Raw genomic sequence first — 26,922 nt, 5'->3', positions numbered from 1 at the left:
GGGGTTGGGTCTATCGTGAAGTCGAAGTCCTACGCAGTGATTCCCGGCAGCGCCATCACCGGCGCACGCGCAGCTCGCGCTACGTCCCGCCAGACCCCAATCCGTCTTTCGTCGTAAGCAGCAACGCCATGCCCCGGATCCCCATGGGGCCGGGGCCCTGTCACTTCTGTCGCGCTATCCGCGCACCACACGGAGCATGAGGGCTATGCGTACTTTTCCCCACCTGAAGCAAGCTGCGCTCGCCGCTGCCATCGCCGCATCACTGGCTTTCAGCGCCGGCGCGGCCGCCAAGACCTTTCACTGGTCCTATCAAGGCGATGCGACGTCCATGGATCCGATGGCCCTGAACGAAACGTTCACGCTGGGCTTCCAGGGCAACATCTACGAAACGCTTGCCGGCTACGACGGCAACCTGAAACTGACTCCGCTGCTGGCGGAAAGCTGGGAGAACCCCGAACCCACGAAGTGGGTGTTCAAGCTGCGCAAGGGCGTGAAATTCCACGATGGTTCGCCGTTCACGGCGGACGACGTCATCTTCTCCTGGAAGCGCAGCCTGACCCCGGGCTCCGACATGAAGGGCTACGGCGCCAAGGCCTCCGACATCAAGAAGATTGACGACTACACCATCGAAGTCACCACGCCCACGCCCAACCCCATCCTGCCGCGCGAATGGGTGTTCCTGTACATCATGAGCAAGTCGTGGTCGGAAAAGAACAAAACCACCGAAGCCACCAACGTCAAGGGCGACAACCAGGGCAACTATGCCAACCTGAATGCCAACGGCACCGGCCCCTTCATGCTGGCCTCGCGCCAGCCCGACGTGAAGACCGTGCTCAAGCGCTATGACGGCTACTGGAACAAGAACATCAAGACCAACGTCGACGAAGTCATCTTCCAGCCCATCACGCAGGAAGCGACGCGCGTGGCCGCGCTGATCTCCGGCGAAATGGACCTGGTGCAGCCTGTACCGGTGCAGGACTGGAAGCGCCTCGAAGACGCCAAGGGCGTCAAGCCGCTGACCGCGCCGGAAGCGCGCGCCATCTTCATCGGCATGGACCAGGACCGCGACGAACTGCTGTTCTCGGACGTGAAGGGCAAGAATCCCTTCAAGGATCCCAAGGTGCGCGAAGCCGTGGTGCTGGCCGTGGACACCAAGGCCATCAACGAGAAGATCATGCGCGGCGCTGCCAAGCCGCTGGGCTCGCTCATCGCCACCGCCATCAATGGCTATGACGATTCCTTCGGCGCGCCGTACAAGCCGGATCCCGAGCGCGCCAAGAAGCTGCTGGCCGAAGCCGGCTATCCCAAGGGCTTCACGGTCACCATGGACTGCCCGAACGACCGCTACGTCAACGACGAAAAGGTCTGCCAGGCCGTGGCCGGCATGCTGGCGCGCGTGGGCATCAAGATCAACCTGCTGGCGCAGACCAAGTCGAAGTACTTCGGCAAGATCCTGCTGCAGGCCGGCAACCAGACCAGCATGTACATGCTGGGCTGGACGCCCAGCTCCACCGACGCGCACAACACGCTGCTGAACCTGGCCTCGTGCCGCAATGCCAAGACGGCGGCGGGCCAGTTCAACCTGGGCGGGTACTGCAACAAGAAGGTCGACGAGCTCACCGACAAGATCGGCGTCGAAACCGACCAGGCCAAGCGCAACGCCATGATCAAGGAAGCCTTCGAGATCGTGCGCAACGACTATGGCTACCTGCCGCTGCACCAGCAGCCCATGTCCTGGGGCGTGAAGGACAACATCCAGGTCATCCAGCGCGCCGACGACGTGCTCGACCTGCGCGACGTCGTCCTGCCGTAATCCGGCGACGCGAGCCCCGGGCGGCACCTGCCGCCCGGGCGCGCCCGGCCCAGCCCCGGTTCCCGCTACCCGAGGGAAACGCGGCCCGGCGTCATCTGAATCCGAGGGCTCCCGATAATGCTTTCCTTTGTTGCGCAACGGCTTATCCAGTCGGTGCTGGTGATGTTGACGGTGGCGCTGATCGCGTTCTCCATGTTCCGCTATGTGGGCGATCCGATAGCCAGCATGGTGGGCCAGGACACCACCCCTGAACAACGCGCGGAACTGCGCAAACAGCTGGGCCTGGACGATCCCTTCGTGGTGCAGTACGCGCACTTCGTGGCCAACGCCGTGCGCGGCGACTTCGGCATATCGTACCGGCACCGCCGACCCGTCAGCGAACTGCTCGAAGAGCGCATGCCGGCCACGCTGGAACTGTCCTTCGTGTCTGCCGTGATGGCGCTGGCCCTGGGCATACCCATGGGCATCTATACCGCGCTCAAGCGCCACGGCGTGCTGTCCAAGGCCTTCATGGCGATCTCGCTGGCCGGCATCTCGCTGCCCACCTTCCTCATCGGCATTCTGCTCATCCTGTTCTTCGGCGTGCAGCTGCGATGGCTGCCCAGCTTCGGGCGCGGCGACGTGGTCAGCCTGGGATGGTGGACCACGGGCTTTCTGACCAAATCAGGCTGGCTGGCGCTGATCATGCCGGCCATCACGCTGGCGCTGTTCCAGATGACGCTGATCATGCGGCTGGTGCGCGCCGAAATGCTGGAAGTGCTGCGCGCCGACTTCATCAAATTCGCGCGCGCCCGCGGCCTGCCGGAACGGCTGATCAATTTCCGCCATGCGTTGAAGAACACCATGGTGCCCGTCATCACGATCACCGGGCTGCAACTGGGTTCCATCATCGCCTTCGCCATCATCACGGAAACCGTGTTCCAGTGGCCCGGCATGGGCCTGCTGTTCATCCAGGCCATCAGCATGGTGGACATCCCCGTCATGGCGGCCTATCTGGTGCTGATCGCCTTCATGTTCGTGCTCATCAACCTGGTCGTGGACCTGCTGTACTTCGCCGTGGACCCGCGTCTGCGTGTGCAGAGCAAGTAAAGGACTCATCATGATTGCTCGCATCGCTCCCTTCTTCGCCCGTGCGGCCGACAGCGACCTCTGGCACAGCTTCAAGCGTTCGCCCGGCGCCATCATCGCCGCTATCGTCACGCTGGCCATCCTGCTGGGCGCGCTGTTCGCGCCCGTCGTCGCGCCGCACAACCCCTTTGACCTGGCATCCTTGAGCATCATGGACGCCAACACGCCGCCGGCCTGGGAAGAGGGCGGCAGCCCAGACTTCCTGCTGGGCACCGACGACCAGGGCCGCGACATCCTGTCGGCGGTTCTGTATGGCTCGCGCGTGTCGCTGCTGGTGGGTTTCGCGTCCGTGCTGTTCTCGATGGTGCTGGGCGTGAGCCTGGGCCTCATCAGCGGCTATGCAGGCGGACGCGTGGACAGCTTCATCATGCGCATCGCCGACGTGCAGCTGTCGTTTCCAGCCATTCTGGTGGCGCTGCTGATCGACGGCGTGGCGCGCGGCCTGCTGCCGCGCGACATGCACGACCAGCTCGCGCTGTATGTGCTGATCTTCGCCATCGGCATCTCGGGCTGGGTGCAGTACGCCCGCACCGTGCGCGGCTCCACACTGGTGGAACGCAACAAGGAATACGTGCAGGCGGCCCGCCTCATCGGCATCGGACCCATCACCATCCTGCGCCGGCACATCCTGCCCAACGTGATGGGACCGGTACTGGTCATCGCCACCATCCACCTGGCCATCGCCATCATCACCGAAGCCACGCTCTCGTTCCTGGGCGTGGGCGTACCGCCCACGGCGCCGTCGCTGGGTACGTTGATACGTATCGGCAACAGCTACCTGTTCTCGGGCATGTGGTGGATCTCCATCTTCCCCGGCATCGCGCTGGTGGCGCTGGTGCTGTCGGTCAACCTGCTGGGCGACTGGCTGCGCGACGCGCTCAACCCCAAGCTGCGCTGAGGACGCCATGGCCCTGTTGAACATCGAAGATATCCGCATCGAATTTCCCAGCCGCCGCGGCACGCTGGTGGCCGTGGACGGCGTCTCGCTGTCCCTGGAAAAAGGCGAGATCCTGGGCGTGGTGGGCGAATCCGGCGCCGGCAAGTCCACCATCGGCAATGCCGTGATCGGCCTGCTGGAGGCGCCTGGCCGCCTGGCGGGCGGCGCCGTGCTGCTGAACGGCGAACGCATCGACACGCTGACTCCGGCGCAGCAGCGCAAAGTTCGCGGCCGCCGCATCGGCATGATCTTCCAGGATCCGCTGACCTCGCTGGACCCGCTGCAGACGGTGGAAAGGCAGCTGGTCGAAACCATGCAGGTGCACCTGAACCTGTCCCAGGCCGAGGCCCAGAAACGCGCCGTGCAGCTACTGACGCAGGTCGGCATCGACAAGCCGGAACTCCGCGTCAAACAATACCCGCACCAGTTCTCGGGCGGCATGCGGCAACGCGTGGTGATCGCGCTGGCGCTGTGCTGCGAGCCCGAAGTCATCATCGCCGACGAACCCACCACCGCGCTCGACGTGTCGATCCAGGCGCAGATCCTGGAACTGCTCAAGAAGCTGTGCCGCGAAGAGCAGGTTGGCATGATCATCATCACGCACGACATGGGCGTGATCGCGGACGTGACGGATCGCGTGGCGGTTCTTTACCACGGCAAGCTGGTCGAACAAGGCCCGACCTCCAAGATCCTGGGCGACCCCGACCACCCCTACACGCGCAGCCTGATCTCGGCCGTGCCGCGTCCCGACATCAAGCTGCGGCGCTTCCCGCTGGTGACCTACATCGAGGACGTGAAAAAGCCGGCGCAGCCGCTGGACCTGGCCACCCACTGGCTGGGCCAGCGCCGCGACTTCGGCGCGCGCACCGGCGGTCCGCTGGTGCAAGTCAACGACCTGAGCATGCGCTTCGTGTTGAAGAGCGCGCTGCTCAAGCGCAACCAGCGCACGCTGGATGCCGTCAAGCGCGTCAATTTCTCCATCGGCGAAGGCGAGGTCTTCGGCCTGGTGGGCGAGTCCGGTTCCGGCAAGTCCACCGTGGCGCGGCTGATCTCCGGCCTCTACACGCCGAGCGAAGGCTCGGTCAATTTCGGTGGCACGGACCTGACCGCGCTCAAGGGCGAGAAGCAGCTGAACCCGTTCCGGCGGCAGATCCAGATGATCTTCCAGGATCCGTTCTCCTCGCTCAATCCGCGCATGCGGGTGCTGGACATCGTGGCCGAGCCGATCCGCTTCCACAAGCTGGCGGCCAGCGAAGCAGAGACGCGCCGCATCGTGGCCGACCTGCTGGACGTGGTGGGCCTGGGCGATCGCGCCGCCGAACGCTTTCCGCACGAATTCTCGGGCGGCCAACGCCAGCGCATCTGCATCGCGCGGGCGCTGGCCACGCGCCCCCGCTTCCTTATCTGCGACGAACCGACCTCGGCGCTGGACGTGTCCATCCAGGCGCAGATCCTGAACCTGCTGAAAGACCTGCAAGAGGAACTCGGGCTGACCATGCTGTTCATCAGCCACGACCTGCCGGTGATCCGCCAGATGTGCGACCGCGTGGGCGTGATGCGCTATGGCGAACTGCTGGAAGTGGCCAACACCGAAGACCTCTTCGAACGTCCGCAGCATCCCTACAGCCAACACTTGCTTGGCCTCATGCCCCGCCTGCAATCCATGTCCCGCGAGGGCCTGGAAGTGGCGGAGTAACGCCAGGCGCAACCCGGAGCGAGACATGACGGCGACACGACAGACCCTGTTTACAGGCGGTCAGGTTTTCGACGGCAAGGGCAAACTGCTGCCCAGCCACGGCGTGCTGGTCGAAGGCCGGCACGTGGTGCGCGTGGCGCCGGCCGGGGAGTTTTCCGGCTACGCCGGCGCGACCGTGCGCACGGACGGCATGACGCTGATGCCCAGCCTGGCCGACTGTCACGTCCATCTGGTCTACACCGGCGGCGCCGATCCCAACGCGCAACTGAGCAAGCAAGGCCCTGCGCAGATCACGTTGACGGCGCTGGAGAACGCACAGGCCAGCCTGCGCGGCGGCGTCACCGCGCTGCGCGATTGCGGCGGCAAGGACTACCTGGAATTCGGCGTGCGCGACGCCATCGCGCGCGGCGTGTTCCCCGGCCCCACGATCAGGGCCTCGGGCCGCATCATCTGCATGACGGGCGGCCACGGCAACCGCATCGGCCGCGTGGCCGACGGCTGCGAGGACGTGATCAAGGCCGTGCGCGAACAGGTCCACGCCGGCTGCGACCTGGTGAAGATCATGGCCACGGGCGGCGTCATGACGCCCGGCGTCAGCCCCATGGACGCGCACTACAGCTTCGACGAAATGAAGGCCGGCGTGCACGAGGCCAAGCGCTTTCGTAAAAGCACCGCCAGTCATGCGCAAGGCACGCTGGGCATCCTGAACGCAGTGCGCGCCGGCATCGATTCCATCGAGCACGGCATCTTCATGGACGACGAATGCCTGCGCGAGATGCTGGACGCCCAGACCTATCTGGTGCCCACCATCGCCGCGGTGCGCAACATCATCGCCAACGCCGACAACGGCATCCCCGCCTACGCGGTCGAGAAGGCGCGCGCGGTGGAGCAACGCCACCGCGAATCGTTCCAGATGTATTACAAGGCGGGCGGGCGCATTGCGCTGGGCACCGACGCCGGCACCCCGTTCAACCTGCACGGCGAGAACGCCATGGAATTGGCCTACATGGTCGAGTTCGGCATGACGCCCGTGGACGCGCTCATCGCCGGCACCTCGCGCGGACACGACCTGATGGGCATGGACCAGCACGGCGCCATCGCCGAGGGCAACGTGGCCGATCTGCTGCTGGTGCAGGGCGATCCCACCGAAGACATCATGAAGGCGGCCGACAAGCGCTTCCACGTTGCGGTGCTGCGCAACGGCGAAGTGGCCGCCGGCGCCTTGCCCCTCTGAAACGCGACGATTCCCAGCCCGCAATGAAAAAGGCCGCCGCGCCCTGGGCGCGGCGGCCTTTGTACAGCTCGAGTCGAGTGGTGCGCCGGCTTAGCGGGCGCCGCCCATCGCGCCGCTCATGACCATCATCAGGAACTGCTCGACCGGCATCTTCTTGCCGTTGAAATCGACCTGGCCATCGGCGTAGTTCAGGTACGTCACGATGTTGTTGTTTTCGACCTTGGCCATGCCCATGGCGGTAGCCATGGTGCCAACCATTTCAGCCTGGCCCTTGGCGGTCTGCTGAGCCTGCTCGGCCGGCACGCCGCGCACCTGGGGCTCGATGGCCATCAGGTCGCTCAGGTTGCCCTTGGACAGCACCAGCTTGGCATTGAGCTTGCGGATCGTCTGCTTCAGCGTATCGGCGAACTCACCGTCCAGCGATGCCGGCTTGGCCATGTCCAGGTCCAGGTTGAAGGTCGACGTGCCGTTGGCGGTACGCACTTCCAGCGGCGACACTGCCAGCGTCGGGTTGCCAGCCAGCAGCAGCTCGACGTTGGTCTTGAGGACCTGCTTTTCTTCATCCGTGAACTGGGGCGACTGCTCTTCGCCCTTGCTCTGCATCATGCGGCGCGAAGCGGCTTCATAGACGTCGTTCAGCGCCTTGAACGCCTTCGAATCCAGCTTCTGCGCGTCCAGCACCAGCTTCAGGCCGGCCATGTCCTTTTCCTGCACGTTGATCATGCCGAAATCCATGGCCATCTTCACGCCCATGAGCGAGTTGGCTTCGGTCATGTCGACGGTAATCGCGGTGTCCTTGAGCTGGACCGGCGGCTTTTCCTTGGACGTGATGGTCCAGTTCTTGAGCGCGACCTTCTGGCTGCCCACGTACATGTCGTTCGAAGCCGGCGTCATGTCGCTGGTCAGGGTCAGGCCGGTCATGGCCATGCTGACGATGTCGCTTTCTTCGGACTCGCCCGCCAGCGTCAGGCTGTCGGCCTTCAGCGCGACCGTGCCGTGCTTGCTGGCGGTGGCGTAGGTCACGTCGCCCTTCATGCCCGAGAACTTCAGGCTGTTGGCGTCCTTGGCGAACTCGACGGGAGCCATGTCGAAATTGCCGCTTATGTTCTTGGCGTAGCTGACGCTATAGGCGCCGGACAGGGGCACCGCGCCCTTGGCGGCGGCGAACCATTCCTTGACCAGGGGCGTCTCTTCCAGCTGGAAGCGGCTGGCCACCATGGCGGGCGCAAACGAGCCCGACTTCAGGTTGGACAGCGGGAAGGGGCCGTGGTCCAGGTGCTCGAGGAACACGAGTTCGTGGTCGACGGCCGGCTTGCCGTCGGCGGCCGGCTCGGTGAACTTGACGCGGTAGCGCTCGGTGGACGAAAACACGCCGCGGTCGAAGGAGACCAGCTCAACCACAGGGGTCACACCCCATTTTTCGCCGACCTTCTTCAGTTCAAGGTTGGCCTGCTCGATCGATTGCTTGACGAAAGCCTCGGCCTTCTGGCCCGTATACCAAGCCGTGCCGGTCCATACTGCGCCCAGCGCGACGACTACGCCCACAATTGCCGATTTTTTCATTGCGATCCTTTATTCTTCAAATGGATGAAAGCGGACGGATTATAGGGATTGCAGCCTAGGGAAAACACTTATTTCGTGCAAAGGCGCTGCAATGTGTTGCTTATTGATACAGAACCAGCCTTCCCGGGCGGTGCTGCAGCGCCACATCAGCTACAATCCTTCGGTGCGTTTTGCCAATCTGCGCACGTCCGCTAGGCCCTTCGCTGCCAAGCTTCGCCCGTCAGGGCGCTTCCCTTTTCTCCTTTATTCGTCCGCCTGGATTGGAGTCTCTCAACTTGAGCGACGGGCTGCCGCTGGAGTTGTTTTGACTACCTCTTCCCCTTTTGCCGACCTCGGGCTGGCTGATTCCCTGTTGCGCGCCATTGCCGAAACCGGCTACACCGCGCCCACTCCCATTCAGGCCCAGGCAATTCCCCAGGTCCTCAAGGGTGGCGACCTGCTCGCCGCCGCACAGACCGGCACCGGCAAGACCGCCGGCTTCACGCTGCCCATCCTGCACCTGCTGATGCAGAAAAAGCCCGAGCAGCGCAAGCCCGGCCGCCCGCGCTGCCTGATCCTGACCCCGACGCGTGAGTTGACCGCGCAGGTCGAGGAATCGGTGCAGACCTATGGCAAGTACACGCCGCTGTCCTCCATGGTGATGTTCGGCGGCGTCAACATCAACCCCCAGATCTCCGCGCTGAGAAAGCCGCTGGACATCCTGGTCGCCACCCCCGGCCGCCTGCTGGACCACTGCGGCCAGAAGACCGTGGACCTGTCCGGCGTCGAGATCCTGGTGCTGGACGAAGCCGACCGCATGCTGGACATGGGCTTCATCCGCGATATCCGCAAGGTCCTCGCGCTGCTGCCCAAGCAGCGCCAGAACCTGCTGTTCTCGGCCACCTTCTCCGACGAGATCCGCACCCTGGCGCGCGGCGTGCTGAACAACCCGGGCGAAGTCTCGGTCACCCCGCGCAACACCGCCACCGAACTGGTCACCCAGACGGTGCACATGGTGGAACAGCACCACAAGCGCGACCTCATCAGCCACATCATCCGCGAAAGCGGCTGGCACCAGGTGCTGGTGTTCACCCGCACCAAGCACGGCGCCAACCGCCTGGCCGAAAAGCTGGTCAAGGACGGCCTGACCGCCGCCGCCATCCACGGCAACAAGAGCCAGTCGGCCCGCACCCGCGCGCTGGCCGGCTTCAAGGACAGCACCGTGACGGTGCTGGTGGCGACCGACATCGCCGCCCGCGGCCTGGACATCGACCAACTGCCCCAGGTGGTGAACTTCGAACTGCCCAACGTGCCCGAAGACTACGTGCACCGCATCGGCCGTACCGGCCGCGCCGGCGCCACCGGCGCCGCGGTCTCGCTGGTCGACAACAGCGAAATCAAGCTGTTGAAGGACATCGAGCGCCTGATCAAGAAGACCATCGAGCGCAAGCCCGTGGAAGGCTGGACGCCGCCGGCCACGACCGCGGCGGCCTACGACCGCCAGGAGCGCGACGAAGACAACCGCAGCCCGCGCGGCGGCGGCGGCCGTAATGGCGGCCGCAGCGGCAATGGCAATGGCAATGGCGGCCGTTCGCGCCAGGGACAAGGCCAGGGCCAGCCCCGCGCCGCGACCGGCAACCGCGCCCCCGCGCCGGCCCGTGCCGGCGGCGAAGGCCGCGCCAGCCATGGCCCGCGCGACGGCAAGCCCGCCGACCGTCCGGCCCACGCCGGCCGCAACGAAGGCCGTCCGCAGCAGAACCATCGCCGTCCGGAGGGCTCCGGCCGCCCGGCAGGCAATGGCGGTTCCGGACGCCCCTCGGGCGCGCCGCGCGCCGCGTTGCTGAGCAAGTAATATCACCGCAACCGCTACCCACGGACCCGCGCCATGCCCTTATCTACCTGGTTGACGTTCTTCCTGGCCTCCTGGGCCATTTCGTTCTCGCCTGGCGCGGGCGCGATCTCGGCGATGTCCTCCGGCCTGAAGTACGGCTTTGCGCGCGGCTACTGGAACACGGCTGGCCTGATCATGGGCATCCTGTTCCAGTTCGTGGTGGTGGCCGTGGGGCTGGGCGCGGTGCTGGCCACCTCCGAGGTGGCCTTCAACGTGGTCAAGTATCTGGGCGTGGCCTACCTGATCTACCTGGGCGTGCGCCAGATCCGCACGGATGCGGCGCCCGTCACGGTGGATTCCGGCGATCCCAAGCGCGCCACGATCCGGGAACTGGTGCTGCGCGGCTTCCTGATCAACACCATGAACCCCAAGGGCACGGTGTTCCTGCTGGCCGTGGTGCCGCAGTTCGTGGATACCGCGCTGCCGCTGACGCAGCAGTATGCGGCGATCGCCGCCACGCTGGCGTTCACCGACCTGGTGGCCATGGGCGTGTACACGCTGCTGGCGGCGCGCGTGCTGCGCCTGCTGCGCAGCGCCAAGCATATCCGCTGGATGAACCGGACCTTCGGTTCGCTCTTCATCCTGGCCGGCGTGTTCCTGGCTTCGTTCCGCCGCCATTCCTGAACCCCATGCGCGGGGCATGCGCTGGCGACGGCGCATGCCCCGCGCGTTTTTCATGCCCGATACCGGACCGCGCCGGGCCCAAAAGCGGCGCCAAGTAAAATCCTTCCGATCATGAACATCCCTCACGAAGTAGCGCGGCGCCGTACGTTCGCCATCATTTCCCACCCCGACGCGGGCAAGACGACACTGACCGAAAAGCTGTTGCTGTTCGCAGGCGCGATCCAGATCGCCGGCAGCGTCAAGGCGCGCAAGGCTTCGCGCCATGCATCGTCCGACTGGATGGAAATCGAAAAGCAGCGCGGCATTTCCGTGGCGTCCTCGGTGATGCAGATGGAATACCGCGATTGCGTCATCAACCTGCTCGACACCCCGGGCCACGCGGACTTCTCCGAAGACACGTACCGGGTGCTGACGGCCGTGGACGCCGCACTCATGGTGATCGACGCCGCCAACGGCGTGGAGCCGCAAACCATCCGCCTCTTGCAGGTCTGCCGCGCGCGCAACACGCCCATCATTACGTTCATCAACAAGATGGACCGCGAAGTGCGCGAACCTTTGGAACTGCTGTCCGAAATCGAAGGCCACCTGGGCATGGACGCGGTGCCGTTCTCCTGGCCGGTCGGCATGGGCAAGGCCTTCGGCGGCGTATTCGACATCCGCCAGGACCGCATGCGCGTGTTCCGCCCCGGCCAGGAGCGCCGCTCGGACAAGGACGACTTCATCGAAGGCCTGAGCAATCCCGAAATCGCCCGGCGCTTCGGCTCGGCGTTCGAGCAGGCCAGCGGCGAGATCGAACTCATCAACGAAGCCGCGCCCGCCTTCGACCGCGAACAATTCCTGGCCGGCAAGCAGACGCCTGTGTTCTTCGGCTCCGCCATCAACAACTTCGGCGTGCAGGAAGTGCTGGACGCGCTGGTCGAACAGGCGCCGCCCCCGGGCCCGCGCGAGTCCATGCAGCGCCTGGTGCAGCCCGTGGAACCCAAGTTCACCGGCGTGGTGTTCAAGGTGCAGGCCAACATGGATCCGGCCCACCGCGACCGCGTCGCGTTCGTGCGCGTAAGCTCCGGCCGCTTCGAACGCGGCATGCGCCTGAAGGTCGCGCGCACCAACAAGGAAATGCGCCCCAACAACGTGGTGTCCTTCCTGTCACAGCGCCGCGAGCTGCTGGACGAGGCCTATGCCGGCGACGTGATCGGCATTCCCAACCACGGCGTGCTGCAGTTGGGCGACGTGCTGACCGAAGGAGAGACGCTGCAGTTCACGGGGCTGCCGTTCTTCGCCCCCGAGCTGTTCCAGGCCGTGGAAGTGAAGGATCCGCTGCGCACCAAGCAGTTGCGTACCGGTCTCACCCAATTGGGCGAGGAAGGGGCCATCCAGGTGTTCCGTCCCGAGGCTGCCGGCGGCTCGCTGCTGCTGGGCGCGGTCGGACAACTGCAGTTCGAAGTGGTCGCCCATCGCCTGAAGACCGAGTACGGCGTGGACGCGCGGATGCTGCCTTCCCGCTACACAATGGCACGTTGGATTACGTCTGAAAACCCCAAGGCGCTGCGCAAGTTCATGGATGCCAATGCCGCCCATATCGCCTATGATGTTGTGGATGCGGCGGCGTTTTTGATCGGTTCTCCCGCGCAATTGCGCGTGGCCGAGGAACTGTATCCCGATGTGAAATTCCATGCCATGCGCGAGCACGGCGGCAAGGTTTTCGGAGACAAAGCGTAGACCCGTTCGGGTTCCGCACGGCAGATGAGGGTAGCAATGTCTTGGCGTTTCTTATTCGCAACGCTCCTGATCGCGCTTGGCGCGTCGGCCTGGGGCGGTATTCAACTGGGTGATTGGCTGGTGGCGCATGCGCCGGTGGCCGCGCCCGCTCCTGGCCAGGATGCCGCGGCATCCCAGCAGCCCGTACTGGATGCCAACGGCCGTCCTTACGTGGCCCAGCCTCCGCAGCCGCGCATCGACGGTACCTTGGGCGTGCCCGACAAGCCCGCCGACCGCGAATGGCAGGTCAACACCGTTTCGCTGTTCGACAGCGTCAGCGACCCTGCGGTGAAGATCTCGCGCGAACGCATCAGCCCGGACCAGGCCCGCGAAATCGCGGCAGCTTCGCAAGTGCCGCTGCCTTCGGGCACTTCGGACGTCAGCACCCTGGATCTGCAGGCTCCCGGCACGTCCACCGCCATCAACGGCGGCCAGGTCCAGGCAGGCGGCTACGGCACTCCGCAGATGGTGCAGGCGCCCCCGCCGCCCCCGAACACCGCGCAGGCGCCCGGCGCCCTGGGCTGGCAGGACGCGCTCAAGCGCGAACTCGCGCATTGCGCCACGCAAGGCTTCTTCGAACGCCCCTCGTGTTCCTGGGCCGCGCGCAACAAGTACTGCGGACCCAACCGCGCCTGGGGCACCATGGCCGAGTGCCCGGCTCGCCCGAACTGAAATGTTGGCGCGCGGCATGCGCCGCATGACACCGACAAAAAAATGGCGCCCCGCAGGGCGCCATTTTTATGACCGGAACATTACTCCGGCACGGACATCTGGCTTTGCAGATAATTCTGGATGCCGACCTTGTCGATCAGGTCGATCTGCGTTTCCAGGTAGTCGATGTGCTCTTCGGTGTCGTCCAGGATGTCCTGGAACAGATCGCGCGAGACATAGTCGCGCACCGATTCGCAATGCGCGATCGCTTCCTTCACGGTCGCCTGCGCGCCTTGCTCCAGCTTCAGGTCACAGGCCAGCAATTCCGGCACGTCTTCGCCGATCAGCAGCTTATGCAGGTCCTGCAGGTTGGGCAGGCCGTCCAGCATGAAGATGCGCGCGATCAGGCGATCCGCATGCTTCATTTCGCCGATGGACTCTTCGTACTCGTGCTTGCCCAGCTTGTCGAAGCCCCAATGGTTCAGCATGCGGGCATGCAGGAAATATTGGTTGATGGCCGTCAGTTCGTTGGTCAGTTGCTTGTTCAGAAACTGGATGACGGTTTTGTCGCCTTTCATGATGGACTCCTTGCAGTCAGGCGCGACGCAGATGCATCGCGACAAAGGAGCGCACGATGCCGCGCGTACGCAACCCCGGCAGACTACCACCTGGCGCGGGGCCGCGCCTAGCCTTGCGCTGCATTTGGTAAACCGCTTTAGGAGCGCTACAAGAAAGCGACACGCCAATGAGAATGAGTATGCGTGCGTGATGCCTTGCATGCCGGCATCAGCAACGATGCGGCCTGACGGCGCGCGATGCCGCCGAATCCGCCGCGCGATCCACGCGATCGCTGGCAACGATGCGTCCCTCGACCGCATGAAACGCGCCGGCTCGTGGCCGGCGGCATTTCGTTGCGGATCGGCAACCCCGGCTGGGGCTGCGCGTTACTCGGCGCGCCGCGTGGCCAGCCAGATGCCCAACGCGATCGGGACGATGCCCAGCAGATCCAGCCACGATACGTGCTCGCCCAGCACCAGCCACCCGAACAGCAGGCCCAGCGGCGGCATCAGGAAGTGCAGCGCGCTTGCCGCAGTAGCGCTGGCGCGGCCGAGAATCATGAACCACAGGTAGTAGCCGCCCATCGACACCGCGACAATCATGTAGGCCATGCTCCAGAACAGGCTGGCCGTCATGCGCGCATCGCCGATGTTCTCGTGTATCAACGCGAAGGGCAGCAAGGCTACGGCGCCGGCCATGGACTGTATGCCCGTGGACGTCCACAGGCCGGAGGACGGCTTCAAACGCTTGTAGAGCAGCGTGCCGGCCACCAGCGCCACCAGGCCGCCCGTCACCAACAGCGTGCCATGCAGGTCCTCCTGCATGCCCGACAAGCGTGAACGCAGCACCAGGGCCACGCCCGCCAATCCCAGGCACAGGCCCAGCAGTTTGCGCCATCCCAGCCGTTCGCCCAGCACTGGGCCGGCCAGCACGCCGATGAGCAGCGGGTTGGTGCTGATCAGCACCGCGGTAAACGCCGACGACACCGTCGTCATGCCCGACCAGCTCAGGCCGAGGTACAGCGCGTTGTTCAGCACCCCCAACAGGATCAGCGCGGCCAGATCGCGCGCGCTTGGCATCTTCCAGCGGCCGCTCGCCGCCGCCAGGCCCAGCATCAAGGCTCCCGCGATCACGAAACGGATGGTCAGCAAGGTCAGCGGCGGACAGTCCCGCACGGCGATCTTGGCCGCAGCGAACGCCGAGCTCCACAGAAAGCAAAAAGCTGCGATGGGCGCCCAGCTGATGCCCGGCGAGGCTTGAGCTGGAATGGCGGCGGCGGAAAGGGTCGAGGTGGCCTTCATGATGAGTCCGGAAGGTGGCGCTAAGCCGCAGTGGCGGCGGATGGACGAATTCTGCGCGGCCGCCCATCCATTGACAAACTCTTTATTCGGATCGAAAGTATTTAAAAAATGAATGCATGGAGCCGGCGATGCCTGACCTCGATCTTTTGCACAGCTTCGTGTCCGTCGTGGATGCCGGCGGCTTCACGGCGGCGGGCGAACGCGTACACCGCAGCCAATCCACGGTCAGCCAGCAGATCCGCAAGCTGGAGGAATCCCTGGAATGCGCGCTCTTCATCCGCGAAGGCCGCCAAGTCTTGCTGACCGAGGACGGCGAGCGTCTCCTGGGCTATGCCCGGCGGATGCTGGCCTTGTCGACCGAGGTCCGTGAAGCCGTCAGCGGGCGCAAGCGCGTGGACGTGATCCGGCTGGGCATCCCGGACGACTTCGCGGCTGACGCGCTGACCATTCTGGTGTCGGAATTTGCGCGGACCCGCCCAGGCGTGCGGCTATCGGTCCGCTGCGACCTGACTTCGGCGCTCACGCGCGCACTGGAGCGGGGCGACCTGGACGTGGCGCTGCTCAAACGCGAGCCCGGCGCGGGTGCCGCGTTGGCCGCCTGGCCCGAACACTTGCATTGGATCGGCGCACCCGGAATGGAACTCGCGTCCGCCGAGCCGGTGCCGCTGGTCGCGTTTCCGCAAGGCTGCATCTACCGCAATCGCGCCATCCATGCCCTGGAAGCTTCGGGCCGGCACTGGCGCATCGCCTACGAAAGCCCGAATCTGATGGGCCTGCAAGCGGCGTTGACAGGAGGGTTGGGCGTGGCGCTGCTGGAGCGGCGTTGCCTCTTGCCGGACCATCGAATCATCGACGCAGGGCTGCCGTCCGTGCCGTCGACCGAATTGGCGTTATGCCTGGCCGATACGCTGCGCGAACCTGCGCGCCAACTGGCGATGACTATCCGGGAATTTTGCGAGAAAGAAGCAACGCGGCCCGCTGCGTGACGGCAGCGAGCCGGAAAGAGACGACCGTCCTCAGGCGATGGCGACCAGGGGAATCGGAAAGCTGCTGTTGGCAGCAGGCGCGCCCGACTCGACCATAGCGGCCGGAGGATTGACCGGAACGGCTATGGAACGCACGTCGCATACGCTGGAACAGCGTCCGCCCGGCAGGTATTCGGTCGCGGTAGCCGCGCAGCAGCCGCAGCACGTGGCCACGCCCAGCTCGAATTGCAGGTCGGAAAGCGTCGTCGCGCCCGCGTCCACGCTGGCGCGGACTTGGCGTTCGGTGATGGCATTACATACGCAAATGTACATGAGAATAATTATCGAAAATTATTCCGCTACTGACAAGCCCCGCATGCAAATAAATTTGCAACCAAAGTGTCACGCAAGTCTTTGAAATTAGGGACGAATTTTCATAACCCCGTCCCTCATTTCATGACCCGACTCAGCGGGCTGCCGCCTGCGCCTTGCGCAACGCCGCCGGGGCTATCCGCAGCGCTTCGCGGTACTTTGCCACCGTCCTTCGGGCGATGACTATCCCCTGATCGGCCAGCTTTTGCATGATCTGGCTGTCAGACAAAGGCTTGGCCCGGTTCTCTTCGGCCACCATCTGGCGGATGAAAGTCTGCACTGCCGTGGCCGAGGTGGCATCCCCGCCGTCCGTCGAAACCCCCGTGCCGAAGAAGCGCTTGAGTTCCAGCGTGCCAAACGGAGTGAGCATGTACTTCTGTGTTGTGGCCCGTGAAATGGTGGATTCATGCAAACCGAGCTCGCCGGCGATGTCCTTCAGGATGAGCGGCCGCATGGCGGCCGGCCCCTGGCTGAAGAAGGCCGTCTGGTGCTGCACGATGGCCTGGGCCACCCGCAGGATGGTGTCGAAGCGCTGTTCCACGTTGCGGATCATCCAACGGGCCTGCTGCAGCTGCGATTGCAGGCCCGCATGCGCGGATTCCTTCTGGTTGCCCAGCATCTGGGCGTACAGCCCGTTGATCTGCAGCTTGGGCACGGCGGCGCTGTTGAGGGTGACCTGCCAGCCGCCGCGCGTCTTGCGTACGATGACGTCCGGCACCGCGTAATCGGCCGCGGGCACGGTCCAGGCACGCCCCGGGCGGGGCTCCAGGCGCAGGATCAGGGCATGGGCGGAGCGGAACGTGGCTTCGTCGCAGCCCACGGCCGCGCACAGGCGCGCGGCGTTGCCCGTCGCCAGCAAGGCCAGGTGCTGCGCGCAGATCTGGCGCGCGCAAGCCAGGACCGCGGCATTCGCGGCTTCAGGCAGTCGATCCAGATCCGGGTTGCGTAGCTGCAACAGCAGGCATTCCGCCATGTCGCGCGCGCCTATGCCGGGCGGATCGAAAGACTGCAAAAGCGACAAGGCCGCCTTCAGCTCGTCGATGTCTGGTTCCAGTTCGGGCGGCAACCAGTCCAGGATTTCCTCCAGCGGTGATCCCAGGTAGCCGTTTTCGTCCAGCTCGTCGATCAGAAGACCGGCGAGCGCGGCGTCGCGCGGCGCGGCGCGCGTCAACATCAGTTGGCCCAGCAGGTGCTCGCGCAGCGTATCCGGCCGAGCGGCCTCGGGCCGGCTGGAGTCTTCGTCGGGGTAGACCCCGCCCGAACCCGGCATTTCATCCACCGGCGAGTCGCGTTCGGCGGCGGGCTCGTCATCCTGCACCGAGGACTCGCGGTCGGACTCGGCCGGCGCCTCGGCCGACGGCGCTTCGTCCTGCCGCTCCAAGAGCGGGTTCTCCGCCAGCACTTGCGAAATCTCGGCTTCGAGGTCGAGCGTGGACAGCTGCAACAATCGGATCGATTGCTGCAGTTGTGGCGTCAGCGTCAAATGCTGACCTGGTCGCAGTTCTAAAATTGGACGGGTCATAGGTACAATATTTTGCATGATGAATCTGACTTCGCCCGCAAGCGTCCGCCAGGACTGCCGCCTCATTGGCCAGACCCTGCTCAAACTGGCGCTTCCCCGACTCGTAATGCGTGCGATCGTCATCGCCGTCGCTGTGGTCATCTGGTATCTCGCCGCCAATTGGATACTGAATTTCGGCCGCACCGTGAACTACGAGTTCCTGCATTCCCTGGGGCAGCCGACCGTGGACATGGTGCAGAAGGTCAACCCCTACATCTGGTGGGTGGTGGCCGGCATCTGGACCCTGATCGTGTTCTTCACGCTGCGCGCCTGGCTGTCCGCCAGCCTGGCTTCCGGCAGCGCCACCCCGGTCGAAACCAGCGTGCTGGCCGACCTGGCGCCCAACCTGACCGAAGAAACGCTGGGCGTGCTGCGCTGGACCTGGGGCGATCGCCAGGAGCCCTTCACGGTGGGCGATCTGCGCCGCTCCCTGTCTGAAATCCGCCACAACCGCGCCGGCAAGATCGCCATGGTCGCGGAACAGGCCCGCATCCTGGAGTCGTCCGACCGCCAGCCGCGCGATCCGCGCGACGAGGTCCGCCGCGAAGCACGCAGCGAACGCTACGTGGAACCGCGCATCGGCCCGGCCCGGTAAGCCCGTCCGTCCTCCCTCCATTGCCATAGCAGGCCGCCGACAGGCGGCCTGTTTTTTTTGCTTCAACCGTACGCCTGGCCTGGCAACCCCGTAGCGTGCCTCCCGCCCCCCGTCCAACCTCGTTTTGCCGAATATTCTTCAGCAAAATGCGTTGCCACCAGCATATATTTCACCCCAACACAAAAGAGTGTTCAGTTGCGCATTCGGCAAAAATGTGTTTGACTAGCAACCTATGGCCGCTCACCGCACCCCCTTCGCGATTGCCACCGGACGCTACGACGCTCCGGTTGCCGGCCTGCGCGCTCGTTTCTCCTCCTACGCGCTATCGCTATACCTACCGATCGGTTGCCGGGCCTAGTGTCCCCGTGGTAGCTCGGCAACCACGCTTGCCACACGCGATTTCCCCCTTTTATCTCTGAATCCTGCCGGTCAATCACGGCAAATCCTGGCGCAAGACCGCAATCCGGTCGCGCAGCCGCCTAGGGAAGCATTCCCGGGATTCAAAAGAAACCGATCGAGGTGTAGTAATGATGCTTGCCAACCCCGCCACCAAATACGTCCCCTTCGCGCCCTTTACCCGCGACTTTTCCGAACGCACCTGGCCCAGCCGCCGCATCACCAAGGCGCCGATCTGGATGAGCACGGACCTGCGTGACGGCAACCAGGCCCTGATCGAGCCGATGAGCGTCGAGCGCAAGCTCCGCTTCTTCGAACAGCTGGTGAAGATCGGCTTCAAGGAAATCGAAGTGGGCTTCCCGTCCGCTTCGCAGACCGACTTCGATTTCGTGCGCAAGCTCATCGACGAAAAGCGCATTCCTGACGACGTCACCATCATCGTGCTGACCCAGTCGCGCGAAGACCTGATCAGCCGCACGGTGGAATCCGCCGCCGGCGCCAAGCAAGCCATCGTCCACCTGTACAACGCCTGCGCCCCGGCGTTCCGCAAGGTCGTGTTCAACATGAGCAAGGACGAAATCAAGAACATTGCCACCACCGGCACGCGCCTGGTGAAGCAGTACATGGCGCAGCACCCGGAAACGCAATGGCGCTACCAGTACTCGCCCGAAGTCTTCAGCACCACCGAACCCGAGTTCGCGCTGGAAGTCTCCAACGCCGTGGCCGACGTATGGCAGCCCACGCCCGAGTGCAAGATGGTGCTGAACCTGCCCGCCACCATCGAGGCCACCAGCCCCAATCTGTACGCCGACCAGATCGAATGGATGCACAAGAACCTGGCGCGCCGCGACAGCATCGTGCTCAGCGTGCACCCGCACAATGACCGCGGCACCGCCGTGGCCGCCGCCGAATTCGCCGTGATGGCCGGCGCCGACCGCATCGAAGGCTGCCTCTTCGGCAGCGGCGAGCGCACCGGCAACGTCGACCTCGTCACCCTGGCCTTGAACCTCTACACGCAGGGCGTGCATCCGGGCCTGGACTTCTCGGACATCGACGAAGTGCGCCGCTGCGCCGAGTACTGCAACCAGTTGCCCGTTCACCCGCGCCACCCGTACGCGGGCGACCTGGTCTTCACCGCGTTCTCGGGCTCGCACCAGGATGCCATCAAGAAGGGCTTTGCCCAGCAACAGGCCGACGCCGTCTGGGAAGTGCCTTACTTGCCGATCGACCCGGCCGACCTCGGCCGCAGCTACGACGCCGTCATCCGCGTGAACAGCCAGTCGGGCAAGGGCGGCGTGTCGTACCTGCTGGAACAGGAACACGGCCTGGTGTTGCCGCGCCGCCTGCAGATCGAATTCAGCCGCGCCATCCAGCGCGTGACCGACGAAACCGGCCGCGAAGTCACGGCCGACGACGTGCACACCATCTTCAACCGCGAATACCTCGAGCAGAAGTCGCCGTGGAAGCTGGTGCGCCACCGCATCGACGGCAATCCGTCGGCCGGCGAAGGCCAGCACTTCAGCATCGAAGCTGAATTGGAATACAACGGCGAACGCCGCATCGTGACGGGCAAGGGCGACGGCGCCATCTCGGCCTTCGTGGCCGCGCTGGACGTGCCCGTGCGCATCATGGACTACCACGAGCACGCCATCGGCACCGGCACCGACACGCGCGCCGCTTCCTATGTCGAACTGCGCGTCGGCGAATCCAGCACGGGCTTTGGCGTGGGCATCGACCGCGACATCGTGACGGCTTCCTTCCAGGCCGTGCTGAGCGCCGTCAACCGCCACATCAATGCCGGCGCCGTGACCGCAACCGAGCAAGAAACCGCCGAAACCGCGTGATCCGCAATCCGGCGTAAAAAAAGCCAGCCTTATCGGGCTGGCTTTTTCTTTGGACGCGCGCCGCGCTTATCCGCGTGGCCAGATGTCGGCCGCGCCGATATCTGGCGCGGTGGCCGCAAGGAGCCGCTGATGGACCCAAGCGGCGATTGCCAGCGTGCGGTGGTCGCTATAGCGCGCGCCGACCAGCTGCAACCCGACGGGCAAGCCCTGCGGGCCGGTGGCGAAAGGCAGGCTGAGGGAAGGATGGCCGAATACCGTCCACGCGCGCGAGAACTGCGGATCGCCCGTGCCCAGGTCCGCGAACGGCGCCTCGCCGCTGGCGCTGGGCGCAAGCAGCACGTCGTATTTGTCGAACCACGTGTCCACGCGCGCGCGCGACTCGGCGACGCGCATCAGGTTCTTCTGGTGTTCTTCAGCGGTGATGCGCGAGCCCGCTTCCAGGATGGCCTGGATCTTGGGACTGAGCTGCGCCGCATGCTCCAGGCGCTCGTAGGCCAGCGCCTGCGAAGCTTCAAACGCCATGATGTCCGCATGCAGCTGCACCAGAACGCAATGCTCGGGCGGCAGCGGCAATTCTTCGACCAAGGCGCCGGCGCGCGACAGGATGGCCGCGGCCTGCGCGTAGGCTTCCTTGGTTTCGGGCAGCGCATGCCGCCATTGCAGGCTGCGGTACATGCCGATACGCGGCTTGCCGTCATAGGCCAGATCAAGCATGCGCGGATCGCGCATCAGGACGGAAGCAAATAATGCCACGTCCGGCACCGAACGCGCGAAACCGCCGATGGTGTCCAGGGACTCCGCCAGGCTTTTGACGCCCGCGCGGGAAATGCTGCCAAAGGTGGGTTTGAAGCCCACGATGCCGCAATAGGAAGCAGGGCGGATGATGGAAGCCGCGGTCTGCGTACCCAATGCGAAGGGCACCATGTCGTCGGCCACCGCCGCGGCCGAACCGCTGGACGAACCGCCGGGCGAGTAGGCTTCGTTGCGAGGATTGCGCGTGGGGCCTGCCAAATAGGTGGCGAATTCAGTCGTCACGGTCTTGCCGACGACGATCGCGCCTGCGCCCCGGCACAGCGCCACCGAGGCCGCGTCCAGGCCCGGATGGTGGCGTTCATAGATGGGCGAGCCATAGCGCGTGGGCAGGTCGACGGTGTCGAACAGGTCCTTCACGCCCATGGGCAGGCCATGCAGCACGCCGCGCAGCGCGCCGCGGTCCAATTCCTGCGCGCGATCCAGCGCGGCCTGCTTTTGCAGCGCGGTCCAGGCGTGGATGGTGCTTTCGCGTTGCTCGATGCGCGCAAAGCATGCGCGCACCAATTGCTCTGCAGTCAATTCGCGCCGTTGCAGCTTGCGCGCGGCTTCCAGCGCGCCAAGTCTGTTCAAGGCAGTAGACATGGTCCTTTCCTCTTTACCGGTACCGCGCGTGTCGCACGGCAGCTAAATACGCACCCGGTCCCCTTTGACCGAGGATCCGCCTTTATGCGCGGCATATTGCCGCGCAGTTCGGATGGACCGACTCCAGCCATTGTGCGCGCTACGTCAATTGGGATAAACACCGAAAAAGCCGCTTTTTCCCGGGAAAATCGCATGCCGCGCCATGGCAATTTATTGTTGCGTCGGCATCAGCATAGCGCAAACCCGTGCAATACAAAGGTCATATTTGTCGAGTAATATGAAATCGTTTTCACGAATCCGGCAGCACTCCCGCCATGGCCTCGCGCTCGTCGCCCCGCTTTTCCATCATTGAAGTGGCCCGCAAGGCCGGGGTGTCCCCGGCAACGGTTTCGCGCGCGTTCAACCAGCCCGAGATCGTTCATCCCGACACGCTCGCGCATATCCGCAACGTCGCCAAGCGCGCGGGCTTCCGGCCCAATCGCGTGGGCCGCAGCCTGCGTTCAGGCAGCACGCGCACCATCGGCCTGATACTGCCCACGCTGTCCAATCCCGTGTTCGCCGAGTGCTTCGAAGGCGCGGAACGGCGCGCGCGGGAATCGGGCTACAGCGTCATGCTGACCGCCACAGGCTACGATCCTGCGGTGGAATCCGCCGCGGTCCAGGGCCTGATGGACCATCAGGTCGACGGCCTGATCCTGACGGTCGCCGACGCCGCCAAAAGCGCCACGCTGGATGACCTGGACCATGCCGGCATACCCTACGTGCTGGTCTACAACGAGTCCGGTGCCCATCCCTTCGCGTCGGTCGACAATCGCGCCGCCGCCAGCGACATGGTGGCCCACCTGGCAGCGCTGGGCCATCGCCGCATCGCGCTGGTCACGGGTCCGCTGACTGCATCGGACCGCGCCCGCCGCCGGCTGACGGGCGCGCGCGCCTGCGCCAAGCGCCTGGGCCTGGACGACATCCAGCACATCTCCATGAGTTCGCACACAGGCAGCGACCTGGATGCCCTCAAGGCTGCGCTGCGCGGCAAGCAGGCGCCCACCGCCTTGTTCTGTTCCAACGACCTGCTGGCCACGGCCGTCATCGCGGACTTGGTGGGCCTGGGGCTGTCCGTGCCCGCCGATATCTCGGTGTGCGGCTTTGACGGCATGCGCTTTGGCGCCTTGCTGACGCCGCCCCTGACCACCGTAGCCCAGCCCAGCGACGGCATTGGCGAGACGGCCTGCTCGAACCTGCTGGCGCAGATCCAGGGCCAACCGCCGCATTCGGACCGCCTGCCGCACTGCATCGTCGTAGGCGGCACCGCCGCGCCGGTGCGCCGCTGAGGTCTTTTCCTACAACACTATTCTTCGGTACATGCGTCATGCTCATCGCACAAATCACCGACCTGCACATGCGCACCCCGGGCGACAAGGCCTACGGCATCATCGATCCGGCGGCGTTCCTGGCGCCCGCGGTGCGCGCGCTCAATGCCCTGACCCCGCGCCCCGACTGCGTCCTTATCACGGGCGATCTGACTGACCTGGGCCGCCCGCACGAATACCAAGTTCTGCGCGACCACTTGCAGGCGCTGGAGATTCCGTATTTCCTGCTGCCCGGCAACCACGACGACCGCGCCCAGCTGCGCGCGGCCTTCCCCGACCACGGCTATCTGCAAGGCGAAAGCCCGTTCATCCAATACGCCATCGAGACCTATCCGTTGCGCATGCTGGCGCTGGACACGGTGGTGCCCATGAAGAGCCATGGCGAACTCTGCCAGGACCGCCTGGACTGGCTGGCCGCGCGCCTGGCCGAACAGCCCGACCGGCCCACGTTGGTTCTGATGCACCATCCGCCTTTCCTGACGGGCATCGAGCATATGGACGCCATTGGCCTGCTGGCTGGCGCGCCCGAGCTCGAACGCATCGTGGCGCGCTTTCCCAACGTGGAGCGCGTGCTTTGCGGCCACCTGCACCGCACGATCTTCCAGCGCTTCGGCGGCACCATCGCGTCCACCTGTCCAGGCACCGCGCATCAGCTTGCGCTGGAACTGGGGCCGCGGCCGACGCTGCAATACATCATGGAACCGCCGGGTTATCAGTTGCATTGGTGGCAAGGCAAGAACCTGGTCACGCACCACGCGGTCATTGGGGAATACCCCGGCCCGTACCCCTTTGCCTGAGGCCCTAGACTACGAAAGTTTGTCCTGCCATACATCCGTCATGTTTGCGCTGCACAATGAAAAGGTTTTCATAACAGGCAACAATGCGGATCTAACTATTAGATCTTCGAGACAGCATGTCATCCATCGTTCTGGATAATCTCACCAAACAATATGGCAACGCCGCCGCGATCCATGGGGTGAGCTTCACGGTTCCCGCCGGCAGCTTCACGGTCCTGCTTGGCCCGTCCGGCTGCGGCAAATCCACCACCTTGCGCATGATTGCCGGGCTGGACACGCCGACCTCTGGCACCATCCACATCGGCGACCGCGACGTCACCCAGCTGCCGCCTGCCAAGCGCCGCATCTCGATGGTGTTCCAGTCGTACGCCCTGTTTCCGCACCTGTCGGTGCGCGAGAACATCCTGTTCGGTCTCAAGGTGCGCAAGGAGCCCGCGCGCGACTACGACCGCCGCCTGCAACGCGTGGCTGGCCTCTTGGGCCTGAACCATCTGCTGGACCGCAAGCCCTCGCAATTGTCGGGCGGCCAGCAGCAGCGCGTGGCGCTGGGCCGCGCCGTGATCTCCGAAGCGCCGGTGTGCCTGATGGACGAACCGCTGTCCAACCTGGACGCGCAGCTGCGCCATGAAATGCGCCGCGAGATCCGCGCCTTGCAGCAAGACCTGGGCATCACCATGGTCTACGTGACGCACGACCAGACCGAAGCCATGAGCATGGCCGATCAGGTAGTGCTGCTGCGCGGCGGCAAGATTGAACAGCACGACACGCCCGACGGCCTGTATGCGCGGCCCGCCACCGAATTCGCCGCGCGCTTCATCGGCACGCCGCCCATGAACCTGATCGGCCTGAGCTCCGCGCAGGGCGCCACCATCATCGCCGGCACGCAGAGCCGCGCCATCGCCGGCGCTCCCGCGGGCGCCGTGAAGCTGGGCGTGCGTCCCGAACACATCCGCATCGACGCCAACGGCGTTCCCGCCACCGTGGAAAGCGTGGAGTACTTCGGCGCGGACTCCATCGTGGTCTGCCGCGTGGGCGACACCAGCGGCGTGGCCGTGCGCGTGGGCGGTCACTTGCGCGCCGGCACGGGCGAAACACTGGGCCTGTCCTGGCAGGACGGCCAGCAGCACTTCTTTGCCGCCGATTCGGCGGTCATCAACTCCGCTGGCCGCTAGGGCCCGTACACAGGAAAGGAAACCAACATGCGTCGCATCGTACTGAAAACCCTGGCCGCCAGCCTGGCCGCCGCCTGCCTGTCGCTGCCTGCGCAGGCGCAGAACAAGCCCGTCGAGGTGGAGTTCTATTACCCCGTCGCGGTCGGCGGCCCGATCACCAAGATCGTCGACGACATGGTGGCGGATTTCCAGAAGGAAAATCCCGACATCAAGATCAAGCCGATCTACGCGGGCTCCTACCAGGACTCCATCGCCAAGGCGCTGACCGCGCTCAAGGGCGGCACGCCGCCGCAGCTGGCGGTGCTGCTGTCCACCGACATGTTCACGCTGATCGACGAGGACGCCATCGTCCCGATCGACAGCCTGGCCAAGAGCGACGCCGACAAGAAGTGGCTGGGCGGCTTCTATGACGCCTTCATGCAGAACAGCCGCACCGGCGGCCATACCTGGGGCGTGCCGTTCCAGCGTTCGACCATCGTCATGTACTACAACAAGGACCTGTTCAAGGCCGCGGGGCTGGATCCCGAGCGCGCGCCGGCGACCTGGGCCGAACTGGTCGAATACGGCAAGAAGCTGACCAAGCAGGACGCCTCCGGCAATACCACGCAGTGGGGCATCGAGATCCCCTCGGGCGGCGCCTTCGCCTACTGGCTGTTCCAGGCGCTGACCACGCCCAACGGCGCGATCCTGATGAACGAGGCCGGCAACGAGGTCTACCTGGACAAGCCCGCGGTGGTGGAAGCCGCGCAGTTCTGGCGCGACCTCTCGGCCAAGCACAAGATCATGCCGACCGGCACCATCGACTGGGGCACCACGCCCAAGGACTTCCTGGAAAAGAAGGCCGCCATGGTCTGGACCACGACAGGCAACCTGACCAACATCCGCAAGAACGCGGACTTCCCGTTCGGCGTGGCCATGATGCCGCAGCAAAAGCGCGGCGGCAGCCCGACCGGCGGCGGCAACTTCTACATCTTCAAGAGCGGAACGCCGGCGCAGCAGCAGGCCGCGCTGAAGTTCGCGCAATGGGTCACCACGCCCGAGCGCGCCGCCGACTGGAGCATCGCCACGGGCTACGTGGCCGTGACCCCGGCCGCCTGGCAGACCGAAAAGATGAAGAAGTACGCGCAGGAAGTGCCGGCCGCCGCGGTCGCGCGCGACCAGCTGGAAGTCAGCGTGGCGGAGTTCTCCACGCATGAAAACCAGCGCGTCACCAAGACCCTGAACGACGCCCTGCAGGCTGCCCTGACCGGTTCCAAGACGCCGCAACAGGCCCTGACCGACGCGCAACGCGAGGCCGACCGCATACTGCGTCCCTACAAGTAAAG

22 protein-coding genes are annotated in these 26,922 nt (G+C 65.0%); 16 read left to right on the top strand and 6 right to left on the bottom strand.

Translation table 11 applies throughout. The features are described from left to right. Positions 1-205 precede the first annotated feature (205 nt). The 5 genes from IB258_RS16650 (at position 206) to IB258_RS16630 (ending at position 6,808) form a co-directional block, all read left to right on the top strand. Positions 206-1,813, top strand: coding sequence for an ABC transporter substrate-binding protein (locus IB258_RS16650; protein WP_054455552.1), 1,608 nt, complete (start codon positions 206-208; stop codon positions 1,811-1,813). Positions 1,814-1,930: 117 nt separating this feature from the next. Further along, positions 1,931-2,902, top strand: coding sequence for an ABC transporter permease (locus IB258_RS16645; protein ID WP_054455554.1), 972 nt, complete (start codon positions 1,931-1,933; stop codon positions 2,900-2,902). A 10-nt stretch (positions 2,903-2,912) separates the two neighbouring features. Next, a complete protein-coding gene (locus tag IB258_RS16640) occupies positions 2,913-3,839 on the top strand; it encodes an ABC transporter permease (protein WP_054455556.1) in 927 nt (308 codons plus the stop codon). A 7-nt stretch (positions 3,840-3,846) separates the two neighbouring features. Next, entirely contained in the window at positions 3,847-5,574 is a 1,728-nt protein-coding gene (locus IB258_RS16635) for an ABC transporter ATP-binding protein (RefSeq protein WP_192352921.1), read from the top strand. 25 nt (positions 5,575-5,599) lie between these two features. After that, entirely contained in the window at positions 5,600-6,808 is a 1,209-nt protein-coding gene (locus IB258_RS16630; protein WP_192352920.1) for an amidohydrolase family protein, read from the top strand. A gap of 90 nt (positions 6,809-6,898) precedes the next feature. Here the strand turns inward: IB258_RS16630 and IB258_RS16625 are convergent, their stop codons facing one another. Further along, entirely contained in the window at positions 6,899-8,371 is a 1,473-nt protein-coding gene (locus tag IB258_RS16625; protein ID WP_192352919.1) for a YdgA family protein, read from the bottom strand. A gap of 304 nt (positions 8,372-8,675) precedes the next feature. Between IB258_RS16625 and IB258_RS16620 the strand changes: the two genes are divergently transcribed. The 4 genes from IB258_RS16620 (at position 8,676) to IB258_RS16605 (ending at position 13,295) form a co-directional block, all read left to right on the top strand. Further along, positions 8,676-10,202 carry a DEAD/DEAH box helicase gene (locus IB258_RS16620; protein WP_175212858.1) on the top strand — a complete coding sequence of 509 codons (1,527 nt, stop codon included), beginning with the start codon at positions 8,676-8,678 and terminating at the stop codon, positions 10,200-10,202. A 33-nt stretch (positions 10,203-10,235) separates the two neighbouring features. Further along, the gene (locus tag IB258_RS16615; protein ID WP_054455566.1) at positions 10,236-10,865 is read left to right on the top strand and encodes a LysE family translocator; all 630 of its coding nucleotides are present in this window, start codon (positions 10,236-10,238) and stop codon (positions 10,863-10,865) included. Positions 10,866-10,976: 111 nt separating this feature from the next. After that, entirely contained in the window at positions 10,977-12,584 is a 1,608-nt protein-coding gene (locus tag IB258_RS16610; RefSeq protein ID WP_054455568.1) for a peptide chain release factor 3, read from the top strand. Between the two features lie 24 nt (positions 12,585-12,608). Next, the gene (locus IB258_RS16605) at positions 12,609-13,295 is read left to right on the top strand and encodes a hypothetical protein (RefSeq protein ID WP_175164340.1); all 687 of its coding nucleotides are present in this window, start codon (positions 12,609-12,611) and stop codon (positions 13,293-13,295) included. An 80-nt stretch (positions 13,296-13,375) separates the two neighbouring features. Here the strand turns inward: IB258_RS16605 and bfr are convergent, their stop codons facing one another. After that, the gene (bfr, locus tag IB258_RS16600) at positions 13,376-13,852 is read right to left on the bottom strand and encodes a bacterioferritin (RefSeq protein WP_013390908.1); all 477 of its coding nucleotides are present in this window, start codon (positions 13,850-13,852) and stop codon (positions 13,376-13,378) included. 366 nt (positions 13,853-14,218) lie between these two features. Further along, the gene (locus IB258_RS16595; protein ID WP_192352918.1) at positions 14,219-15,133 is read right to left on the bottom strand and encodes a DMT family transporter; all 915 of its coding nucleotides are present in this window, start codon (positions 15,131-15,133) and stop codon (positions 14,219-14,221) included. A 128-nt stretch (positions 15,134-15,261) separates the two neighbouring features. On the opposite strand from IB258_RS16595, the gene IB258_RS16590 reads away from it, so the two are divergent. Beyond that, entirely contained in the window at positions 15,262-16,119 is an 858-nt protein-coding gene (locus tag IB258_RS16590) for a LysR substrate-binding domain-containing protein (protein ID WP_054455574.1), read from the top strand. A gap of 30 nt (positions 16,120-16,149) precedes the next feature. Here the strand turns inward: IB258_RS16590 and IB258_RS16585 are convergent, their stop codons facing one another. Together IB258_RS16585 and rpoN are read right to left on the bottom strand one after the other, a co-directional pair. After that, complete coding sequence (locus IB258_RS16585; protein WP_119449847.1) at positions 16,150-16,431, bottom strand: bacterioferritin-associated ferredoxin; 282 nt, start codon at positions 16,429-16,431, stop codon at positions 16,150-16,152. 133 nt (positions 16,432-16,564) lie between these two features. Then, positions 16,565-18,010 carry an RNA polymerase factor sigma-54 gene (rpoN, locus tag IB258_RS16580; protein WP_054455577.1) on the bottom strand — a complete coding sequence of 482 codons (1,446 nt, stop codon included), beginning with the start codon at positions 18,008-18,010 and terminating at the stop codon, positions 16,565-16,567. Between rpoN and IB258_RS16575 the strand changes: the two genes are divergently transcribed. Together IB258_RS16575 and leuA are read left to right on the top strand one after the other, a co-directional pair. Then, positions 18,009-18,626, top strand: a complete 618-nt coding sequence (locus IB258_RS16575; RefSeq protein WP_054455579.1) for a hypothetical protein — start codon at positions 18,009-18,011, stop codon at positions 18,624-18,626. The two genes, rpoN and IB258_RS16575, sit on opposite strands and share 2 nt — an antisense overlap. A 527-nt stretch (positions 18,627-19,153) precedes the next feature. Continuing rightward, the gene (gene leuA / locus IB258_RS16570) at positions 19,154-20,866 is read left to right on the top strand and encodes a 2-isopropylmalate synthase (RefSeq protein ID WP_054455581.1); all 1,713 of its coding nucleotides are present in this window, start codon (positions 19,154-19,156) and stop codon (positions 20,864-20,866) included. Between the two features lie 66 nt (positions 20,867-20,932). On the opposite strand, the gene IB258_RS16565 is transcribed toward leuA, so the two are convergent. Beyond that, on the bottom strand, positions 20,933-22,261 hold the full coding sequence (locus IB258_RS16565) for an amidase (RefSeq protein ID WP_192352917.1): 1,329 nt from the start codon (positions 22,259-22,261) through the stop codon (positions 20,933-20,935). Positions 22,262-22,575: 314 nt separating this feature from the next. Between IB258_RS16565 and IB258_RS16560 the strand changes: the two genes are divergently transcribed. From IB258_RS16560 to IB258_RS16545, 4 genes are all read left to right on the top strand, one after another. Next, positions 22,576-23,589: a LacI family DNA-binding transcriptional regulator gene (locus IB258_RS16560; protein WP_088143668.1), complete on the top strand. Its 1,014-nt coding sequence runs from the start codon at positions 22,576-22,578 to the stop codon at positions 23,587-23,589. A gap of 38 nt (positions 23,590-23,627) precedes the next feature. Beyond that, positions 23,628-24,425, top strand: coding sequence for a phosphodiesterase (locus IB258_RS16555; RefSeq protein ID WP_175181659.1), 798 nt, complete (start codon positions 23,628-23,630; stop codon positions 24,423-24,425). A 116-nt stretch (positions 24,426-24,541) separates the two neighbouring features. Further along, positions 24,542-25,597, top strand: coding sequence for an ABC transporter ATP-binding protein (locus tag IB258_RS16550; protein ID WP_175181658.1), 1,056 nt, complete (start codon positions 24,542-24,544; stop codon positions 25,595-25,597). A gap of 27 nt (positions 25,598-25,624) precedes the next feature. Beyond that, a complete protein-coding gene (locus IB258_RS16545) occupies positions 25,625-26,920 on the top strand; it encodes an ABC transporter substrate-binding protein (protein ID WP_054455591.1) in 1,296 nt (431 codons plus the stop codon). The last annotated feature ends 2 nt before the right edge of the window (positions 26,921-26,922 follow it).

This window comes from Achromobacter sp. ACM02 (genome assembly GCF_014851605.1).
Taxonomy (GTDB): domain Bacteria; phylum Pseudomonadota; class Gammaproteobacteria; order Burkholderiales; family Burkholderiaceae_B; genus Achromobacter; species Achromobacter aegrifaciens.
Note: the sequence above shows the minus strand (reverse complement) of the source record. Positions and strands in the feature narration are given on the sequence as shown.

Coding starts and splice junctions, on each gene's coding strand:
- IB258_RS16650 (WP_054455552.1), top strand. CDS start 206: ATGCGTACTTTTCCCCACCTGAAGCAAGCTGCGCTCGCCGCTGCCATC.
- IB258_RS16645 (WP_054455554.1), top strand. CDS start 1,931: ATGCTTTCCTTTGTTGCGCAACGGCTTATCCAGTCGGTGCTGGTGATG.
- IB258_RS16640 (WP_054455556.1), top strand. CDS start 2,913: ATGATTGCTCGCATCGCTCCCTTCTTCGCCCGTGCGGCCGACAGCGAC.
- IB258_RS16635 (WP_192352921.1), top strand. CDS start 3,847: ATGGCCCTGTTGAACATCGAAGATATCCGCATCGAATTTCCCAGCCGC.
- IB258_RS16630 (WP_192352920.1), top strand. CDS start 5,600: ATGACGGCGACACGACAGACCCTGTTTACAGGCGGTCAGGTTTTCGAC.
- IB258_RS16625 (WP_192352919.1), bottom strand. CDS start 8,371: ATGAAAAAATCGGCAATTGTGGGCGTAGTCGTCGCGCTGGGCGCAGTA.
- IB258_RS16615 (WP_054455566.1), top strand. CDS start 10,236: ATGCCCTTATCTACCTGGTTGACGTTCTTCCTGGCCTCCTGGGCCATT.
- IB258_RS16610 (WP_054455568.1), top strand. CDS start 10,977: ATGAACATCCCTCACGAAGTAGCGCGGCGCCGTACGTTCGCCATCATT.
- IB258_RS16605 (WP_175164340.1), top strand. CDS start 12,609: ATGAGGGTAGCAATGTCTTGGCGTTTCTTATTCGCAACGCTCCTGATC.
- bfr (WP_013390908.1), bottom strand. CDS start 13,852: ATGAAAGGCGACAAAACCGTCATCCAGTTTCTGAACAAGCAACTGACC.
- IB258_RS16595 (WP_192352918.1), bottom strand. CDS start 15,133: ATGAAGGCCACCTCGACCCTTTCCGCCGCCGCCATTCCAGCTCAAGCC.
- IB258_RS16590 (WP_054455574.1), top strand. CDS start 15,262: ATGCCTGACCTCGATCTTTTGCACAGCTTCGTGTCCGTCGTGGATGCC.
- IB258_RS16585 (WP_119449847.1), bottom strand. CDS start 16,431: ATGTACATTTGCGTATGTAATGCCATCACCGAACGCCAAGTCCGCGCC.
- IB258_RS16575 (WP_054455579.1), top strand. CDS start 18,009: ATGATGAATCTGACTTCGCCCGCAAGCGTCCGCCAGGACTGCCGCCTC.
- rpoN (WP_054455577.1), bottom strand. CDS start 18,010: ATGCAAAATATTGTACCTATGACCCGTCCAATTTTAGAACTGCGACCA.
- leuA (WP_054455581.1), top strand. CDS start 19,154: ATGATGCTTGCCAACCCCGCCACCAAATACGTCCCCTTCGCGCCCTTT.
- IB258_RS16565 (WP_192352917.1), bottom strand. CDS start 22,261: ATGTCTACTGCCTTGAACAGACTTGGCGCGCTGGAAGCCGCGCGCAAG.
- IB258_RS16560 (WP_088143668.1), top strand. CDS start 22,576: ATGGCCTCGCGCTCGTCGCCCCGCTTTTCCATCATTGAAGTGGCCCGC.
- IB258_RS16555 (WP_175181659.1), top strand. CDS start 23,628: ATGCTCATCGCACAAATCACCGACCTGCACATGCGCACCCCGGGCGAC.
- IB258_RS16550 (WP_175181658.1), top strand. CDS start 24,542: ATGTCATCCATCGTTCTGGATAATCTCACCAAACAATATGGCAACGCC.
- IB258_RS16545 (WP_054455591.1), top strand. CDS start 25,625: ATGCGTCGCATCGTACTGAAAACCCTGGCCGCCAGCCTGGCCGCCGCC.